Annotated in this window: 19 protein-coding genes; 4 read left to right on the top strand and 15 right to left on the bottom strand. The window is 34.9% G+C overall.

Annotation, left to right across the window (positions count from 1 at the left end):
- Positions 1-11: 11 nt before the first annotated feature.
- The 7 genes from MKX78_RS03610 to MKX78_RS03580 all read right to left on the bottom strand — a co-directional run bounded on the left by MKX78_RS03610 (position 12) and on the right by MKX78_RS03580 (position 6,926).
- Positions 12-1,319, bottom strand: coding sequence for a hypothetical protein (locus tag MKX78_RS03610; RefSeq protein ID WP_341049814.1), 1,308 nt, complete (start codon positions 1,317-1,319; stop codon positions 12-14).
- The gene (locus MKX78_RS03605) at positions 1,316-2,008 is read right to left on the bottom strand and encodes a response regulator transcription factor (protein ID WP_095370595.1); all 693 of its coding nucleotides are present in this window, start codon (positions 2,006-2,008) and stop codon (positions 1,316-1,318) included. Before MKX78_RS03605 ends, MKX78_RS03610 begins: the two co-directional genes overlap by 4 nt.
- Before the next feature lie 24 nt (positions 2,009-2,032).
- A complete protein-coding gene (locus MKX78_RS03600; RefSeq protein ID WP_341049808.1) occupies positions 2,033-2,776 on the bottom strand; it encodes a sensor histidine kinase in 744 nt (247 codons plus the stop codon).
- 283 nt (positions 2,777-3,059) lie between these two features.
- The gene (locus tag MKX78_RS03595) at positions 3,060-4,049 is read right to left on the bottom strand and encodes an ABC transporter ATP-binding protein (RefSeq protein ID WP_341049805.1); all 990 of its coding nucleotides are present in this window, start codon (positions 4,047-4,049) and stop codon (positions 3,060-3,062) included.
- Positions 4,033-5,067, bottom strand: coding sequence for an ABC transporter ATP-binding protein (locus tag MKX78_RS03590; protein WP_341049803.1), 1,035 nt, complete (start codon positions 5,065-5,067; stop codon positions 4,033-4,035). The genes MKX78_RS03595 and MKX78_RS03590 overlap by 17 nt, the downstream gene beginning before the upstream one ends.
- Positions 5,068-5,084: 17 nt before the next feature.
- Positions 5,085-6,005 (bottom strand): nickel ABC transporter permease, encoded by a 921-nt coding sequence (nikB, locus tag MKX78_RS03585; protein WP_095370599.1) that lies wholly within the window; start codon positions 6,003-6,005, stop codon positions 5,085-5,087.
- 18 nt (positions 6,006-6,023) lie between these two features.
- Positions 6,024-6,926 (bottom strand): ABC transporter permease, encoded by a 903-nt coding sequence (locus tag MKX78_RS03580; RefSeq protein ID WP_224939257.1) that lies wholly within the window; start codon positions 6,924-6,926, stop codon positions 6,024-6,026.
- Between the two features lie 257 nt (positions 6,927-7,183).
- On the opposite strand from MKX78_RS03580, the gene MKX78_RS03575 reads away from it, so the two are divergent.
- The 3 genes from MKX78_RS03575 to MKX78_RS03565 all read left to right on the top strand — a co-directional run bounded on the left by MKX78_RS03575 (position 7,184) and on the right by MKX78_RS03565 (position 11,322).
- Positions 7,184-8,755 carry a glutathione ABC transporter substrate-binding protein gene (locus tag MKX78_RS03575; RefSeq protein ID WP_095370600.1) on the top strand — a complete coding sequence of 524 codons (1,572 nt, stop codon included), beginning with the start codon at positions 7,184-7,186 and terminating at the stop codon, positions 8,753-8,755.
- Between the two features lie 75 nt (positions 8,756-8,830).
- Positions 8,831-10,063 (top strand): amidohydrolase family protein, encoded by a 1,233-nt coding sequence (locus tag MKX78_RS03570; protein WP_095370601.1) that lies wholly within the window; start codon positions 8,831-8,833, stop codon positions 10,061-10,063.
- Between the two features lie 17 nt (positions 10,064-10,080).
- On the top strand, positions 10,081-11,322 hold the full coding sequence (locus MKX78_RS03565; RefSeq protein ID WP_095370602.1) for an amidohydrolase: 1,242 nt from the start codon (positions 10,081-10,083) through the stop codon (positions 11,320-11,322).
- Between the two features lie 280 nt (positions 11,323-11,602).
- Here MKX78_RS03565 and MKX78_RS03560 read toward each other — a convergent pair whose 3' ends face one another.
- The 8 genes from MKX78_RS03560 to MKX78_RS03530 form a co-directional block, all read right to left on the bottom strand.
- Positions 11,603-12,853: an FtsW/RodA/SpoVE family cell cycle protein gene (locus MKX78_RS03560; protein WP_307315122.1), complete on the bottom strand. Its 1,251-nt coding sequence runs from the start codon at positions 12,851-12,853 to the stop codon at positions 11,603-11,605.
- Positions 12,850-13,281 carry a PadR family transcriptional regulator gene (locus MKX78_RS03555; protein ID WP_307315124.1) on the bottom strand — a complete coding sequence of 144 codons (432 nt, stop codon included), beginning with the start codon at positions 13,279-13,281 and terminating at the stop codon, positions 12,850-12,852. Before MKX78_RS03555 ends, MKX78_RS03560 begins: the two co-directional genes overlap by 4 nt.
- Positions 13,282-13,283: 2 nt before the next feature.
- A complete protein-coding gene (locus tag MKX78_RS03550) occupies positions 13,284-13,829 on the bottom strand; it encodes a sigma-70 family RNA polymerase sigma factor (RefSeq protein ID WP_307315126.1) in 546 nt (181 codons plus the stop codon).
- A gap of 417 nt (positions 13,830-14,246) precedes the next feature.
- Positions 14,247-14,648, bottom strand: coding sequence for a GNAT family N-acetyltransferase (locus tag MKX78_RS24480; protein ID WP_445662669.1), 402 nt, complete (start codon positions 14,646-14,648; stop codon positions 14,247-14,249).
- A gap of 244 nt (positions 14,649-14,892) precedes the next feature.
- The gene (locus MKX78_RS03545; RefSeq protein WP_095370607.1) at positions 14,893-15,384 is read right to left on the bottom strand and encodes a DUF3291 domain-containing protein; all 492 of its coding nucleotides are present in this window, start codon (positions 15,382-15,384) and stop codon (positions 14,893-14,895) included.
- Between the two features lie 123 nt (positions 15,385-15,507).
- Positions 15,508-16,284 (bottom strand): class I SAM-dependent methyltransferase, encoded by a 777-nt coding sequence (locus MKX78_RS03540; RefSeq protein WP_341049798.1) that lies wholly within the window; start codon positions 16,282-16,284, stop codon positions 15,508-15,510.
- A gap of 245 nt (positions 16,285-16,529) precedes the next feature.
- A complete protein-coding gene (locus MKX78_RS03535) occupies positions 16,530-17,009 on the bottom strand; it encodes a GNAT family N-acetyltransferase (protein ID WP_341049795.1) in 480 nt (159 codons plus the stop codon).
- Positions 17,010-17,246: 237 nt separating this feature from the next.
- Complete coding sequence (locus MKX78_RS03530) at positions 17,247-17,567, bottom strand: MazG-like family protein (RefSeq protein ID WP_307315134.1); 321 nt, start codon at positions 17,565-17,567, stop codon at positions 17,247-17,249.
- Between the two features lie 90 nt (positions 17,568-17,657).
- On the opposite strand from MKX78_RS03530, the gene MKX78_RS03525 reads away from it, so the two are divergent.
- Positions 17,658-18,239, top strand: a complete 582-nt coding sequence (locus MKX78_RS03525; RefSeq protein WP_307315137.1) for an LOG family protein — start codon at positions 17,658-17,660, stop codon at positions 18,237-18,239.
- Positions 18,240-18,730: the final 491 nt, after the last annotated feature.

Raw genomic sequence — 18,730 nt, 5'->3', positions numbered from 1 at the left:
TAATCCCCCTATTATTTATTAAAATGGTTGTTGAAAATGGTATAAATCCAAACAATACTACATAGGGTACCGGAAATGAAAAAGCTAATCCAAATAGCAGTGAAATTTCCTACAACAGATATAAAAGCATAACCACCTATCATTCCGATTAATGAGGAAAAGGGAATAATCGAATGTATTGGTCCTTTACTTAAGATAATATAGAGCATAGGAATAATTAATGAAGCGTACATATGCCCAAAGAAAAATAATAGTTCTAAAAGAGAAGGAGAAAAAATACTTACGACTACTAATAAAAGTACACAAATAAAGCCTGAAGTTAGATAAGTAAGATTCCATTTATCCCTGTTGGTGAGCGATAAGAAAACCTGTAATATATTTCGCACGATTAATACAGTGGTGGCTTGTAATTCTGAACTAATTGCTGCTGAAATTGCGCTGAAACAAAATAGAATAAACAAAAAAACAAACAGGGTGGTTTGAATTCTATTAATTAGTTCGAATAATAAAGAAGTAATATTATCGTAGCTTCCACTATAGATAATAATCATCAATAAAGATGACAAAGCCAATGGAATAGTCATCCATATAAAACCTGCTAAAGTAAAGGTTAACTGGACCTTAGCAGGTTTTAATAAGAAGACTCTTTGCCAAGTCGAACGATCAATGATCACTTGACCAAATCCAATTAATATAGCAGTCATAATAAACAACATAGCATCTGTGTTTTGAAAATATAACAGGTAAGGATGGTATAATTTGATTCCTTCAAATACTGGGTGCACACCATTTTGAATGTAAAAATAAACAGGAATTATGATGACAGCAGCAAATATTAATGTCACATTTACACTAGCTAGCTGATGAATTCTCTGCATCCCACCCATTCCACCAATGAGAAAACAAACAAATAAAAATAATAGCATCCCCAAATAAATAGGAATAGGAAAAACAATATGAAGGAGAATAGCCGCCCCCATCGCTTGCACGAATATAGAGTCCAAACTCGTGATTAAGAGGATACAAATCATGTACCAGTAGCCGCTAGGATTGAGTTTCTCACGTAATACATCACCAATGGTTAAATGGTGGGGGAAAGATTGACGTATCCTCTTTGCTACCATTCCAAAAAGGATCAGGCTTAATGCCCCCATAAGAGAATAGCCTATTCCTCCTACCATTCCATACTTTAATAAAATTTCAGGTGAGGAAAGGATGGTATTCCCCGTTACCCATCTCGCTAATAGGCTCACGATTCCAAAACTAACCCCTAATTTAATTGCTCCACTTATATAAAATTGATAGTCCTGTTTATTCAACGATAGGGCACCTCTAGGCGAAATTCTCTTGGCGTCATTCCAGTTAATTTACGAAACATTTGACTAAAGTAATGTTGACTATTAAAACCGCATTTTTCAGACACTGTATGGATGCTCAAAGTCGGCTGTTCAATTAACATCTTCTTGGCTATGTTTAGACGGTAATCATTTAAATATTCAGAAAAACCCAAACCCACTTCTTCATGAAACTTCCTACTTAAATAAGCTGGATTCATATGACTCTTTGAAGCCAAGTAATTAAGTGTTATTTTCTCACTATATTCTTGTTGTATGATTTGAATCGTTTGAATAATTGATTCTGAATACTGACCTAATTGTTCATATTTATTTAAAACACCTATTAGTTCATCCTCTATGACAGGTTTGGTTATATAATCAACTACACCAAGCCGAATAGATTTTTGAGCATATTCAAAACTTTGAAAAGCGGTAACCATTATAATATCCATTGTATAATTTTGCGCCAATTCACTGGCTAACTCTAGACCAGATTTACCCGGTAGTTGAATATCTAAAAAGGCAAGAGAAATATTGTGTTGCTTGTTGATTTGAACAGCCTGAGACGCATCATTTGCTTTGTAAATCGTCCATTTAGGAAATTGGTTTTTTATCAAATATTCGAGTTGTTCAAGTTCTAGCATTTCGTCATCGACTAATAAAATATTCATACTTGTTTACCCTCCTATAATCATTCATTCCTTTGTTATACAAGGGAAAACAGCTACAACGGTTGTCCCAGTTTCTGAGATTAGTAAATTTATACTCGTAGTCTCTTTCGAATAAAATAGATGCAATCTTGCCTTTATATTTTCAAGGCCTATACCCACTTCATTAAAATCATCGATTGCTTGATTATTCGCGCTGTTCCAGACAGTAACTTGTATGGATTGTGAACACTTTTTAACTGTAACCTTTAAGAAGGCTTCACTTATATGTTTTTCAAAAGAGTGCTTAAAAGCATTTTCAACAAGGGTTTGAATTAAAAAAGGAATAATTAATGCTTGATGAACATCTTCATCCGCTTCAATCTCATAAAAAAGACGATCCCTAAACCTTGTCTTTTGAATTTCGAGATAATATTTAATATAAGTAAGTTCATCATTAACCGTAATATTGTTGGTGTTGGTTTGATATTTAAATTTCAATAGTTTAGAAAACGTTTCAATTGAATAGACTAATTCTTTTTTTCTATCTAACCTTGCTAAACTTAATATCGAGTTAAGCGTATTAAATAAGAAATGGGGTTGAATTTCTTGGTTAAGCTGGTTATATAAGGCCATTTGTAATTCTCTTTCAATCGCGATTTCTTTCTTCTCTTTCTCTATTAAATCGATTCTTTTCTCAAAGATAAACAAAAAAAGTAAGGTGAAAGCGCCAATTAATGGTGCTAATACACAGAGAATAATATAAATAGAGAAACTTTCTAGGGATATCACTTTCCCACTCCTTTATGTAAGAGAAGGGGGAGTCATGCACTCCCTTCAGCGCGTAGACATAGAAATATCGAAATTTCAGTTGGAATTGAGCAGTATACTTCAGTTCCTTTTTGAGAAGCTCGATCCTTGAACCGCTAAAAACATGAGGTTAGCCTCCGAAAATGCGATAACCTACTCTTTCAATTAATGATGCGTTTGTTTACCGCTTAGATCAAAGGGTAGACTCCCTTTATTGATATTTTATATTCTTGTAAATATTTTGTATAGAGAAATTATTATCCCACTATATTTTTTCCACCATATGACAGCTCACAAAATGGCCTTTCTCCAACTCCCTTAACTCTGGCTCAGTTTCTTGACAAAGATCCGTAGCAAATGGACATCTTGTATGAAAACGACATCCTTTTGGCGGATTAATAGGAGAAGGTACATCCCCTTTTAAAATGATGCGTTCATGCTTTATAGTAGGATCGGGTACAGGGATTGATGATAATAGTGCATGTGTATATGGATGCATCGGTTTATCGAACAGACTTTTTTTATCTGCGATTTCAACGATTTTTCCAAGGTACATAACCATTACCCGGTCAGATACATGTCTAACAACGCTTAAATCATGTGAGATGAATAGAAAAGTTAATTTAAACTGTCTTTGTAATTGTTTTAATAGATTTAATATCTGCGCTTGTATAGAGACATCCAATGCGGAAACTGCTTCATCACAGATAATTAATTTAGGATGAACTGCGAGCGCTCTAGCAATGCCAATACGCTGTCTTTGGCCACCGCTAAATTCGTGTGGGTATCGTTCCAATGATTCTAACGGTAGACCAACGTATTCTAATAGTTCTTTCATTCTTTCCGGCCTTTTCTCTTTTTCAACTGACTTCTGTGTAGCCATCGCTTCATTTAAGATTTGTTTTACTTTTTGTCTAGGGTTAAGTGATGCGAAGGGATCTTGAAAGATAACTTGTAAATCCCCACGTAACTTTCTCATGTCCTTCTTCTTAACAGTAAGGAGATTTTCTCCTCCAAAATAAATTTCTCCAGCTGATGGTTCATCTAGTCGTAGAATAGCTCGGCCAGTCGTTGATTTTCCACAACCCGATTCACCTACAATACTTAATGTTTCTCCCTCATACAGTTCAAATGAAATGCCATCAACTGCTTTTACCACCGTTTTCGGCTTAAACAAAGCATCATTTTTCACTGTAAAATGTTGTTTTAGATTATTTACCTGAAGGAGTACTTTTCGCTCAGCTATGCTTTTCATTTAGACACTCCTCCTCCCTCTTACTCTGATTATTCCAATTATCGGAGTATATCCAACATCTCACTTTTGTATCATCGCTAACTTCGAATAATTCAGGGTTTCTTTCAGAACAAATATCTTTACTATGAGGACATCTTGATGAAAAACGACAGCCCTTTGGCAGATTATATGGGCTAGGAATTGTACCTTCAATTGTTCTTAACTCCTCTACATCCTCAGTTATATTTGGCAAAGATGCTAATAATCCTTGTGTATACGGATGTTTAGGATTGGCAAATAACTCCTTAGAAGAGGTATGTTCTACAATATTCCCCGCATACATGACGACCACTTGATCACAGGTTTCTGCCACGACACCAAGATCGTGAGTAATCATAATCACACCCATCCCAAGCTGTTTTTGTAAGTTTTTTATTATTTCAAGAATTTGTGCCTGTATGGTTACATCTAAGGCAGTTGTTGGCTCATCAGCTATCAGTATTTCAGGGGAACAGGCAAGAGCCATCGCAATCATTACACGTTGGCGCATCCCACCACTTAGTTGAAAAGGTTCTTGCTTGGCTCTTTTTTCCGGTGAGGGAATGCCTACTAAACGAAGCATCTCGACCGATTTTTCCCAAGCTGCTTTTTTCCCTAAATTTTGATGTAATCGAATAGCCTCAGCAATTTGCTCGCCAACAGGTATAACCGGATTTAAGGATGTCATCGGCTCTTGGAATATCATTGAAATATCATTGCCTCTTACCTTCCTCATTTCACTTTCTGGTAACTTAACTAAATCTTTTCCTTTAAATAAGATAGATCCTCCAGTAATTTTTCCTGATGGGGAGGGAATGAGACGAAGAATCGAAAGAGAAGTCATGCTTTTTCCACACCCAGACTCTCCTACTATTCCAAGTGTTTCTCCTTTATTCAGAACGAAATCAATGCCATCAACCGGTTTACTAGTTCCTTTTTTCGTAGTAAAATAGGTCTTTAATCCCTTCACTTCGAGTATAGGTATCTCTTTTTCCGCCATATTTGCGCACCCCATTTTTAATTTAAATCTATACGTTTATTAAATAATCTATAGAAAATATCAACCAATAGATTCACAATCACAAAAATAAGTGACGCGACTAGAACCCCGCCTTGAACCATTGGTAAATCTCTCATTCGTATCGCATCCACAATCATTCTCCCTAGTCCATTAATAGCAAAGATGGACTCAACTAACACCGTGCCGCCTAGTAAAGCACCAAACTGTAAACCTACGACTGTGATTACCGGTATAAGGGCATTCCTTAAAGCATGTTTGAATATGATGATTGTTTCTTTCATTCCTTTCGCTCGTGCAGTACGTATATAATCTTGGCCTATAACTTCTAACATACTAGACCTTGTCATTCGTGCTACAATGGCTGCGCCCCCTACTCCTAGGGTAATGGCCGGCAGGATGATATGAAGAGGGCTATCCCAACCTGCTACAGGGAGAATTTGTAGCTTTACGGAAAAGAAATACATTAACATTAACCCCAACCAAAAACTCGGTAACGATATGCCTAATAAAGCAATTAACATGACCCCTATGTCTTGTAAAGAGTATGGTTTTATAGCTGCAATGATCCCAGCAGCCATACCGAGGAAAATGGTTATAAGAATACTAACAAAAGCTAATTCCATTGTTATTGGAAGCCTTACTAATATCTCGTCTAATACAGGCTGACTACTTTTTAATGAAGTACCGAAGTCTCCCTTTAACAGACTTGTTATATAGTCAAAGTATTGAATAATGAGGGGCTGATTCAGTCCTAGCTGCTCTCTTAACGCCTCAATCGTCTCCTTAGACGCTCCTTCTCCAGCTAGAATAACAGCTGGGTCTCCAGGTACTAGCTGCATGATAAAGAATACAACAAAAGTGACACCAATAATGACCGGGATTGTTTGGAACAATCGCCTAAAAATAAACATTGCCATTTTCAAAACCTCCTATTATTAGTTTTTCATTCTAGGATCTAACGCATCTCGTAAACCATCACCAAAAATATTAAATCCTAGAACCAAAATTGAGATGGCTAGGCCAGGAAAAAGGGCAATATATGGAGCTGAGAATAAAAAATCACGCCCACTACTTAACATTGTGCCCCATTCAGGAGATGGAGGCTGTGCACCTAATCCAAGGAAGGACAACCCTGCTGCTGAGAGAATTGCTGTGGCTAATCTTAAAGTCCCTTGGATAATAATAGGAGATAGAATATTAGGCAAAATATGTTTAAAAATAATGACGAAATCATTTGCACCTAGTGAACGAACGGCATCGATGTATTCCAGTTTTTTTACCTCTAGAGTGGATCCACGTACAATTCGAGCAAATAATGGGACTGAAAATGCCCCTACTGCAATGGTTACATTAATTAAGCTTGGCCCCAATGCAGCTATAATCGCTAAAGCAAGTAAAATCCCTGGAAAAGCGAGTAGAATATCCATCACTCTCATTATGATAGAATCCACCCATTTTCCATAATAGCCAGCGATTAATCCGCACATTATGCCAAATAATGCGCCAAAAGCTACTGCTGCAAACCCTACGCCCATTGATAAACGACTACCATATAAAAGGCGGCTTAAAATATCTCTACCTTTATCATCAGTCCCCATCCAATGATCAGCAGAAGGAGGAATAAATTTGTTATCCAAGTTAATTGCATATGGATCATAAGGTGCGAGTAAAGGAGCAAATAACGCAATCAAAAGATAGAAAATAATAATCATTGCACCTATCATTGCTGCTTTATTGCTAAGAAGTATGGCTAATGCATTTTTTATCTGTGATTCCTTTGGTTTGTTTAAAACTTGAGACACTGAATGATTAAGCTCGGATTTTACTTCAATAGACATTGCATCTTCCTCCTGTAATATTTATGAATGGATAGTATGGTCGTTTCCAACAGTAAGTCCCCCTTAGAATTGAAGAATAATCATGTGAATAAAATTATCAAATTTAAATAGAAAGTAAATAATTTTCAGAATATTGATGAAGAAAATGAAAAAAGAAGTAAATATAATATAAATATTTTAAAAAATCATCCTCTATAATGCAGATAAGCATTAAATTTAATGTAAACATTCACTTAAGAAAAGAAAGAAGGGAAAGTATGGTTGAAAGGTTACAAAAGAAAAACATCTTAATAGGATTCATCGTATTAGTATTAACTCTTTTCACAGCATGTTCAACACAATCTAATAGTGAGAGTGCAAATGCGGAAAACGAAGATACAGCAAAAGAAGGAGGTACACTTTCAGTAGTTCGCTTATCAGATGCAACAAAGCTTGACCCTCATTTCATTACAGATATACCTTCTGCTAATATTACTTACCAAAAGGTGTATGAAACACTCGTAGTCCCTGATAAGGATTTTAAAATACAGCCTCTATTAGCAACAGAGTGGGAAGTAATAAATGAGACAACTTGGGAATTTAAGCTTCGGGAGGGAGTAAAGTTTCACGATGGAACGCCATTTAATGCGGAAGCTGTGAAAACAACATTTGATAGGTTGCTAGATCCTAAAACAGAATCCCCGCAAAGGGAAAAGCTAAGTATGATAAATGAAGTAAAAATCGTAGATGATTACACTGTGCAATTGTTATTAGACTATCCATACGCACCCTTACTCTCTATTTTAGCTAGCCAAGAGGGAAGTATAATAAGTCCAAAAGTATTAAAAGAAAATCCAGATCAATTAATGGACCATCCAGTAGGTACTGGACCTTTTCTATTTGAACATTGGAAGTCAGGGCAAGAAATCTCATTAAACAAAAATAAAGATTACTGGGGAGAAAAACCTAGTCTGGATCGTGTCGTCTTTAAAGTTGTGCCAGAGGATGCTACTAGATTAGCCATGATTGAAACAGGAGAGGCACACATAAATGATCAGGTACCCGTAACTGAACTTGACCGTATTGTGGCATCAGATAGCATGGGGCTATATCGGACGGAGGGCCTTGCTGTAGAATATATAGGCTTTAATACTTCTAAAAAACCATTAGACGATATTAGGGTAAGAAAAGCCATTAGCCATGCAATTGAAAGGGACTCAATCATAAAAGGTGTTTATAATGATGTCGGGACACTCGCCAACTCGGCAATGAGCCCTAAAGTATTTGGATATAGCGAAAATGTTGCTCCATTTGATTACGACCTTAATGAAGCAAAAAAATTATTAAAAGAAGCTGGTTTTGAAGATAACCTTAACTTAACACTACTTACGAATGACAGAAAAGAAAGAATCAACATGGCTGAAGTGATCCAATCACAATTAAAGGGAATAGGTGTAAATATAGAAATTCAAGTAATGGAATACGGTTCGTATATTGATACAATTGATAAATCTGACCATGATTTATTTATCGGTGGATGGGGTAATGCTACCGGTGATGGTGATTATAATCAATACAACTTATTCCACTCGGATTCTCAAGGTTCACCAGGTAACCACTTCTATTACAGTAACCCGGATGTAGATCAATTGATTGAAGCAGCACGGCAAGAAACAAATAATGATAAACGGTTAGCGTTGTATGAAGAAGCTATGGAAATAGAACTAGATGAGGCTGTATATGTACCTATCCGTAATTACGAGCATCTAGCAGTTCACAGTAAAACTGTTAGTGGTATGTGGTTAAATGCGGCCAACTATTTAATGATTAATGAAGTGAAGCTAAAATAAAATCTTATATTATAACGGGGTTAACTAGCTAAAAAACTCTATTTCCCCTTTAAAAACTCTTTAGGAGGTACACAAATGACAATTCAATGGTTATTAAATGTAAAACTAGAGAAGTCTTTTGACATAGAAGATGGTGAAATCCGAGGGACAAAAACAGAATTATGTCATCTAAAAATAGAGGATGGCAAGATTACTGATATAACCAATCAGTTACCCGATACTCATGAATTGAGCATAGATGGACAGGGGTATTTGTTATTACCTTCATTAAAAGATATGCATATTCATATTGACAAAACATACTATGGGGGTCCATGGAAAGCATGTACACCTATAACTAATGGCATCTTTACAAGATTGGATGAAGAAAAAAAGTTATTACCAAAGTTGCTACCAACAGCACAAGAACGTGCTGAAAAAATGATTGAACTATATATAGCAAATGGGCATACACATATACGCACACATTGTAATATTGATCCTGTCATTGGTTTACAAAACTTGGAGGCAACGGTAAGTGCTTTAAAAAAATATGAAGATGTACTTTCTTATGATATTGTCGCTTTCCCTCAACATGGATTGCTAAGAAGTGATTCTGTGCAACTAGTTAAAGATGCCATGAGAAATGGCGCTACATTGGTTGGTGGCGTTGACCCTGCAACTGTCGACCGTAATATTGAAAAGTCATTATATACTATATTTGATATTGCAAATGAAAATAATAAAGGTGTAGACATTCACCTCCATGATCCGAACTCATTAGGTGCTTTTACCTTTGAAAGAATGGCATATTATACTGAACAAACAGGGTTGAAAGGAAAAGCTACGATAAGTCATGGCATTGCGCTAGGGGACTTAGATGAAAGTAAACTAACCGACATAGGCGAACAATTAAAGGAACAGGAAATTGATATTACTACAACAATTCCAATTAATAGACCAACTATTCCCGTCCCACTATTAGATAAGATAGGCATTACTGTTTCAGTAGGACATGATAGTATTACTGATCATTGGTCACCTTTTGGAACAGGTGATACTATTCAAAAACTTTCTATTTTAGCAGAGCGATTTAAAATGAGTGACGAACATTCATTATCAACAGCTTTAAAATATGGTACAGGTGGGATTAAACCGTTAAATGCAGACGGTGAAAGAGTGTGGCCTAAAGTAGGCGATGAGGCAACGATGATGTTAGTGGATTCATCATGTTCCGCTGAAGCCATAGCTAGAAGAGGTTCCATCAAATCACTTTTCTTTAAAGGAAAAAAGGTAGAAAGCAAGCTAGGGTCAGAGCAAACTATATAATCGAAAGGGGTTATATCGTGAAAAATAAATTTTGGCTAACAAATGTATTGCTAGAAGTAGGATATGTTGGAGATGAAAATAACACATATACCACCAAAACAGACTTATACCATTTAAAAATTGTTGATGGAAAAATTGTTGAGAAAAAAGAAAAAAAGGATAAAATTTCTCCTGAAGAGAATCAAATTGATTGTAAGGGTCTTCTGGCCATACCTAGCTTAAAAGAAATGCATAATCATTTAGATAAAACATACCTATCGCTAGATTGGAAGGCTTGTACACCTGCCAAAAACTTAGAAGAACGGTTGCGCCTTGAAGCAATGGAATTAGAGGAACTCTCAACTACAGTTAAACAACGAGCTTCTAAAATGATTGAACTTATACTTTCTAAAGGTTCCACCCATATTCGCACTCATGTAAATATTGACCCGTACATTGGTTTAAAGAATTTAGAAGGCGTATACGAAGCGCTTGATAGCTATTCTGATCAACTAACCTATGATATTGTCGCTTTTCCGCAACATGGATTATTAAAAGGGGACGTCATTCCTTTAATGAAAGAAGCCTTAAATTCTGGTGCTACACTTATTGGGGGGTTAGATCCAGCTGGAATAGATAAAAACATTGAGCAATCATTATTCGAGGTAATGAATTTAGCGACCGAATTTGATGTTGATATCGATATCCATCTCCATGATGGTGGGCATGTAGGCTATTATACGATTGACAAGTTAGCTGAGATGGTCGAAGAAGCAAAATGGCATAATCGTGTAGCAATTAGCCATGCTTTCTGTCTAGGCGAAGTTCCTTTACAACAAGCTGAGCATATGAGTGATCAATTAAGCGATTTGGGGATCTCAATTATGTCCACCATTCCTATCACAAAATCACTACCACCTATTGCATTACTGGATAAAAAAGGCGTGAATGTTCATCTTGGTTGTGATGGATTTTATGATTCATGGGGTCCGTTTGGTAACGGAGATGTTCTGGAAAAGGTAACGAGGTATTGCGAGACTTATAGAAAGAGTGATGAAATCTCACTTAGTCAATCTTTAAAATATGCAACTGGTGGGATTACACCATTAAATAAAGCTGGGGAACATCAATGGCCAAATGTAGGTGATGAGGCCAGCCTAGTTTTAGTCAACGCATCCTGTACTGCTGAGGCAGTAGCGAGAACAAGTGAGAGGAAAGCGGTACTCAATAAGGGTAATTTCACCCAAATCCAACAGCATAAATCTTTTATTACTACTTAAATATTAGCTAAAAGCTAGAAGAGATGGTATCTCTACTTAGCTTTTAGCTTATTTTAGTTTGATGAATATGAGTGACAAGGTCCATCAACCACAAAGAAAAAGCCCATTTTGATCAATCTTTATTTCAAAATAGGCTTTTTAAGTTAACGCAAAATATGGTTTTCGAGATATTTCTTGATCAAACTTTAATCTAAACCACCAGATATAATTTAATCTAGATACAGGCTTTCTATTTCGATATGTGTTTTAATAAAGTATTTGGTAACGGTTATATACTAAATTAATTTACCATTGTAGGTTCGACAATATCTTTTCTTCGATAAACGTTCAGAATAAGGCCTAGTAGTGCAGAGTAAACTAGCAACATGCTTCCTCCATAACTAATAAACGGCAGGGGTACTACCATAATTGGGACGATTCCAAGACCCATTAGAATGTTCCAACAGGCTGGAACAATAAATAATGCAGCCCCACCGATTACTAATAATCTGCCGAATACATCCTTTGTCTTAAAAGCATTTAATGAAATCCGCAAAATAAATACAAAGAGAAGTAGACATAGGAGCATTCCGAACGCCCAGCCTAGAGAATAGACGAGAAATGGAAATACCAAATCTGTATGTGCTTCAGCGAGCTTTAGATCATTGTAAAGTCCCTTGCCGAACCAACCAGCCTCTGAAAGGATATCTTTCAGTGGTATGAGTGTATCAGAGAGAAAGCTATTAGGGAAATAAAGGATCATTGTACTAATGAAAATGATACCTATAAGCAAATTACCCACGGCTACTTTAATGGCAAATTGTTTATGAACATAAGAAAAAACATACATCGCTAATACGCAAAAAAAGTATATTATACTATACATAAATTGTGGGACCATGATGTAGAGAAGGACTGGAGTCCAAAATAGGAATAATAGCATTCCTTGTTTTTTCCAACCCTTAAACTCATTGATTTTGGCAAAAATGCCGGCCCACGCTAAGAAAAATAAAAATAAGGTTATAGCTGGACCATCAATCGTCATACCCCCGAAAGAAATCCATCTTTTGGCTCCGTTAACCTCCATACCAACTAAAAAAGTTGTAAGAAAAAGGATTAAGCCACCTCCATAAAAATACATCCACAAATTTTTCAGTTTCCTGTAATCAAAGAATAGAAATCCTACGAGAGCAAGAATAGCAAGGACGAGCCAGACTACTTGTTTTTTCATTAAAGAAATGCTTGGTTCTGAAAAACCACCAATCAGTGGAAGAAAACTAATGCCTGCAAGAATGACAAATAAAACAATAAGGAGCCAATCCATTCTCGGTTTATGAAGATGATTCATGTTTTTACCAACGGTAGAGGGATCTCCCATTTCCTGCATTGCCTTTTTATCCGCATCCTTAATAGATACTCCTCTCTCTTGAAAGGATTGGCTTAGCTCTTCCATATGATCACTAAGCTCCTTTTTGATCATACTGTGAGCTTCCTTGGATTTCACTTGAGAGATGACTTTACTTAAATATTCCTCAAATTTGGAAGAACTCATAAAGAAGCCTCCTCAATTAAATAGTTCAGTGATGCGCATTGTTTAGAACCTCTATGCTCCCAAGAAGATACATATTTTTTTCCTTTCGTAGTTAGGGAATAGTATTTCCTGTCTTCAATCCATTTTGAAGTAATGATTTTCTTATTTTCAAGTAGATGTAAAACGATATAAAGCTGGCCTTCATTGCTTTTGAAGCTAAGCTCATTCTTTCGAAATAGTTGGGTGGAAATATCGTACCCATGCTTTGTTCCATCTTGCAGTGACTCTAATATATTTTTAAGGGTTTCTACTTTCCAATTATGTAGTTCTAGGTGAGATTGTTTCCTACGGATCGTTTCTTTCACCGCATTTTTTCTCTCCTCGGAAAAAGAAAGACCTGCAAAATCTTTTTTTATAGAATTCTTTAATTTATAGAATGGATCGCCCATGATTAAACCTCCTTTTTCATCTTGTTCCTTAATAATTCTCTGGCATGCTTTAATCTAGTTTTTAATGTATTACGATTGACACCCGTAATCTTGCTGATATTTGCTAATGAAAGCTCCTCGTAGTAATGTAAAAAGGCAACTTCCCTGTATTTTACTGGTAAATCCATCACAGCACTTGTTAAACTGTCCGCTACATTTTTTGAGATTATTTCCTCTTCCACATGTTTTGACTTGGATGGGATATGGTCCCAAATTTTATCGCTAAATTTTATTTTGCGATAATGCCAACTACGCAAGTAATCCTTACAATGATTAATGGCAATTCGATATAGCCACGTTTTTATTGATGACTTATGATTAAACTGACCTAGTTTTTCATAGCACTTAATAAATATCTCTTGTGTTAAATCCTCAGCTGTCGTTCGATTCTTCACATATGAAAAAACAAGATGCAGTACATCATCGCTGTAGTTATCCATTAATTGGCCGATAATTTGTTCAGTATTTTCTATATTATTAACATTTATTGCTATTTTTTCATCAGCCATCTAAGCTTCACCCCTATCACCCATTTTAGACGAAGCAAGTATCATTTTGGTTTGGAAAAATTTAAAGGAAAGTAAAGGAAATATTTATGTTTATATTGGAATTGAAATTTTAAAGAGTATGAACTAACGATGTTTTTCATCAAACTTCATTTCAAAGCAACACGAGCAGTTATGTGTGATTGAATGGCTTGAATTAGAGGGGAGATAAACACATGATTGAATTACGAAAAATCAACGGGGATAAGATGAAGTAATAGCACTTGAAGTTGCAGAAAACCAGAAAGAATTTATATTAGAAACTACTATCTTAGATGCTTCTCATTTGGTTTCGTAGATACAGGAATCATTCTATGTTGGCGATTAAAAATAGAGACTTGAAGAACCAACCAACTCCTACGACTTCGTATGGTAGCTGCTCTATTTTGATGAGGAAATACAACTATATTTAAAAACACTAATGAAATAGTCTTCTTCTGGAAAATCGCCTATATATTCTAATCCATTCCTCAAATAAAATTCTTTTAACTTCTCATTACCAGCCCAACAATCTAAATATAGAGTTTGGTTTAATCCTTTTACAAAAGAACAAGTAAAGTCGGTTATTGCGGAACCAACATTTCTCCCTTGGAATTTGGGTAAAATAGCAATTTGAGATAAGTATTTACTTTCTTCATCAACTGTTAAATCATTGATATAGTCTATAACATTAATACAAAAGGTTCCTATTATTTTATTATGTTTTAATAATACATAAGAGTAGTTATTTTTTATTTGGTTCTGTATTTTATTCTTATCCCAAGGATATTCCCATTGATGAATCCCTTATTGTTGTAATTCCAATGTAGCCTCATTCAATATAAATACCACCTGCTCTAATTCCTTTAACTTAGCTAATCTTATTTCCATCTACTTTTCAATCCAATCTTTTAATATTACAATAATTAGTCCTAAAAAAGACACGTTGCACAATAAACGCACCCTTTAATTGAATAACTAAAATCTTCATTGTTCATAAGACTTAATTTTGTTAAACTAAAGCACCTGTTTGTTTAAGTGGAACACTTCACAATTCTCTCCTAAGTGAGCCCTCGTTACTAATCATGATCCTCTCCCCTTTTTCATCAAATGCATGCTTAAAATCAAATGCAAAAGGAGTTGGGCCATGCTGAATATAATAGTTATATCTCTTAAATGCTTCCTCCCATGAGACATCCTTCAAGTTTTCTGTCCACCAAACTACATAAGAAAGGTGTTTCTCTGGATATTGCTCCATCCATTTGCTTCTATCCCGTAATGCTTGTATATGCTGTCCCGAATAGGTAAAGCGATATAAGGATTGAAGATTTCTCCATACCGTAAGAGTAAGAATAGGAGAGCCCTTTCCCTTTACAGTTTCTTCAGGGAAAGGGACTCCTTCAGGTGAAAATGCCTCTATAAGTCCTGATTTAGTTGCCTGACGATATACTCCATTTCCAACTTGATAAAATTCACGAGAGGTAGGGTGGTCATAATGATGGTTTAGCCTACCAACAGTATAGATTGACACTAATGCCATAAACAGCCCTCCATCTTATAGTCTTTTTATAGATATATTCAAGTGAAAATATAGAAATACCTTCTTCCACTAACCTGCCCCGTAGTTTAAGTGTATTTGTTCACAAAATAACAAATGATACAACTATTTAACTGCTTTCCAAATCGTCCATCTGTCTTTTTCAACTATGTTCTGCTCAGTTGAAATTAGTTCATCTATATATTTAATTAATACTTTCAATTCTCTAGCTTCTAAATCATGTAGAATACTTCTTCCTACTCTTTTGCTTAAATCTTGAAGTAATTGTTCTTTGGAATCATACACCCTTCGAATTTCCCATAATTTAACTTCTTGAATTTCTCTGAATCCTACTTGCTGAAGTGCTTCCTCAACATATTGGCTACTATATCTCCGTTTAGTTTCTTTATTTATTAACTTTGGAAATAAATCAAAAAAATACCCTCTAATATGACTGTCACTCCCTTTTAATAAACAGTCTTCGGGCGTACGGTCTTGAATAATGAAGTATCCATTATCTTGTAATAATCTATATGCCTCCACAAAACAATTCTGTAAATCGTCTATATGATGGATCAATGCTCTTTCAAGCAAAAAATCATAACAGCCACTTTCCAATTCCGTATGTAAAGCATTTCCTTCTTTAAAAGTTATGTTCCTATAATCTTTACAGTTTTCTTTAGCACCTTCAAGTATTGCATTAGAAAAGTCGACACCAGTAATAGATTTTACGCCCATATCAGATAATGCCTTAGAATAAATTCCTCCACCACACCCTATATCCAATGCATTAGAAATATGATGTATTGGTACAAGCTCATTTATAGCATCCATCCACGACTTATCTGCTTTTCGAGTCGTATAAGTCATACGATTTTCATCCTTTTGAAAATCAATCCCCATACTTAGCATCCCCTTTTTTGAACTGTTCTCAATTTTAATTCTACACTATTGATAATTACAGTAAAATTTAGAATTATTTATCTATTTTTATAAGTTTTTATTATAGTTAAACTACTTTTGAAAAATCCGTACTGTACTACAAACATGCCACGTTTGTTAAACAAGAAAAAAGGCACGCTCCAGCGATCCTCATCCTTAACTCTTGCACCCGTTAGCTACTACTAAAAAGCAATCATTTTTATCATTTATATTTTTAAAGACATTTTAACGGTATTAAATGTATGATTGAAAAAAGATTCTTGAAATTCTTCAAGAAAGGTAAACCCATTATTCTTATAAAACATTTCTGCCTGCTCATTACCTTTTTCAAGATATACGACTAATTCATCACCTTCTTGTAACTGGTTTATTACTTTTTTTAATAAAGCTTTGCCCATTCCTTTTTGCTGAAAATCAGGTAAAAGATAAATTGCAGAAAGATCATTCTCTCTCTCACTTCTATAAAGATTAGCAAATCCAACAAGCTCATTGTCAGTTTCTAAAACAAAGAAAAACGTAATTTTTAATTTATGATATAGCTGTTCCGTTGAATAATATTCATTTAAATACGCTTTTTGAACAGAAACAGGAAGGAGATTTTCATATGTTTTTGCCCAAGATTTTTTAGCAATTTGTTGAATTGCAGTAATATCTTCTATTTTTGCTAATCTAATATTTACACTCAACAGCAATTCACCACTCACTTCAAAAATTTAAGATTAACCTTATTTTCTATAAATTGCACAATGAATTGAATTCTTCTTTAAAATAAAAAATCCTTTTCCAACTAAACTGCCCCGATAGTACAAAAAAAAATGCAATACCCCTAAATAAGTATTGCAACCAGTAGTTTATGTCTCCAATAAAAATTGGGAAATGGGATTTTTTCGTTACCTCTGAAAAGTGAACGTTAGTTGTTTATCCTATTGATTAAAATAACGTTGTGACAGCTTTTTTTTATGTGACTGAAACACTTCTTCTAGGGGAATATTATACTTGTTAGCAATCAATATTAAATTACCTAATACATCTCCTAATTCTTCAGTTAACTCTTGTTTATTTTCCTCAAAAGAGCCCTTAACTTCATCAGGCCTATCCCTACCTATTTCAAGAGCTCTTATCGCTCGTGCAACTTCGCCAGTTTCTTCAGCTAAAAAACCAATTCGAATAAAAATGTCTAACTCAGACCAGCCTCTACTTTCATAATAATCCTTTACCCATTGTTGAAATTCTGTGACATTCATTATATCTAACCTCCATTCCATATTTTAAGTTTAACAAAAAAACAAAAATTTTGTATAATCTTTAATGGCGTTTATTTAGGAGGCGATATAATGAAAAGGTTAGCTGTATTTTGTGGATCAAGTAATGGAGCATCTGGAGTTTATATAGAAGGTGCAAAAAAACTTGGTAAAGAACTAGCTAAACGAAATATTGCACTTGTTTATGGTGGAGCGAGTGTTGGTGTTATGGGTGCAGTTGCAGATTCAGTTTTAAAAGAAGGAGGATATGTAATTGGTGTTATGCCAAGGTTTCTAGAGAATAGAGAGATATCCCATAAGAACTTGTCAGAGCTAATCATCGTAGATTCGATGCATGAAAGAAAAGCTAAAATGGCAGATCTAGCAGATGGATTTATCGTTTTACCTGGTGGGCCAGGGACATTAGAAGAGTTCTTTGAGATTTTTACGTGGGCTCAATTAGGACTTCATAATAAACCATGTGGTCTTCTAAATATAAATCATTATTATGACCCTCTTATCGCGTTATTTAATCATATGTCAGAAGAGCAGTTTTTACACGAAAAGTACCGTAATATGGCATTAGTTGATAATGAACCGAAAGGGATACTAGATAAATTCAATTCATATGAACCACCAACTGTAAAAACTTACATTACTGAAAAACAAACCTAATAATAAAAAACAGACCAAGTCACTGCTTTTGGTCTGTTTTCCTATTCAAAGTGCATTCCAAAAGGGTAATTACAAAGCCCGCAGTATTCCTTCTTTAGTAAAAAAAGCCCTTCTCAAATGAGGCTCATAAAAGTCATTCGCAAATTTAATAGATGGTTGTTTATCTCCATCCTTATAATAACAATCCAAAGAATCGAATAATTCATTATAAATTCTTTCATCGAATTTGTTTAAAGACCTTGCAAGACCTTAGCCTCTTCTACTCCACTGATGAATAACCCGAAGAATAAAATCTGGTAAATGGGGTTTATAGTAAAAAAATATTAGGACACGTTAGCATTTGGAGGAAAAGGGATAGAGGCTATCTCAACTTTATTATTAATTTATGTTGCTTTGAAATTTAACTGTACTATGATTATTAGAGGATAGTTAGTTCAATATAAGAGCTAATATCCTCTTTTTTAATATATATTAGAATTATAAACTATATC

It is taken from the genome of Cytobacillus sp. FSL R5-0569 (genome assembly GCF_038007265.1).
Classification (GTDB): domain Bacteria; phylum Bacillota; class Bacilli; order Bacillales; family Cytobacillaceae; genus Cytobacillus; species Cytobacillus kochii.
This window is presented reverse-complemented; position numbering and strand designations above follow the sequence as displayed.